Raw genomic sequence first — 443 nt, 5'->3', positions numbered from 1 at the left:
TCCATGCCGAGCTGGAAGTTCTCGGTCGGCTCGCCGTCCTTGCCCACGCCCATGTTGCCAGTGGCGACGCCCTTCACCGAGCCGTCGTCGTTGTAGAGAATCTCGGCAGCGGGGAAGCCGGGGAAGATCTCGACGCCCAAGGCTTCCGCCTGCGCGCCGAGCCAGCGGGTGACGTTGCCCAGCGAGATCACGTAGTTGCCGTGGTTCTTGAAGTTGTCGGGCAGCGCCCAGTTGGGCGTCGTGACGGCGCTCTTCTCGGACAGGAACAGGAAGCGGTCTTCCGTCACCTCGACGTTCAAGGGCGCGCCCTGTTCCTTCCAGTCGGGGAACAGTTCGGTGATCGCGCGCGGGTCCATCACCGCGCCCGACAGGATGTGCGCGCCGATCTCGGAACCCTTCTCGAGCACGCACACGCCGATCTCGGTGCCTTTCTCGGCGGCCAG

The 443-nt window shown here is 65.9% G+C and carries 1 pseudogene; it reads right to left on the bottom strand.

Annotated elements, in window-relative coordinates:
• Positions 1 to 443: pseudogene (locus HWX22_RS31615) on the bottom strand (electron transfer flavoprotein-ubiquinone oxidoreductase); the annotation flags it as partial.

It is taken from the genome of Burkholderia sp. BCC1638 (assembly GCF_902833195.1).
GTDB lineage: Bacteria > Pseudomonadota > Gammaproteobacteria > Burkholderiales > Burkholderiaceae > Burkholderia > Burkholderia diffusa.
Note: the sequence above shows the minus strand (reverse complement) of the source record. Positions and strands in the feature narration are given on the sequence as shown.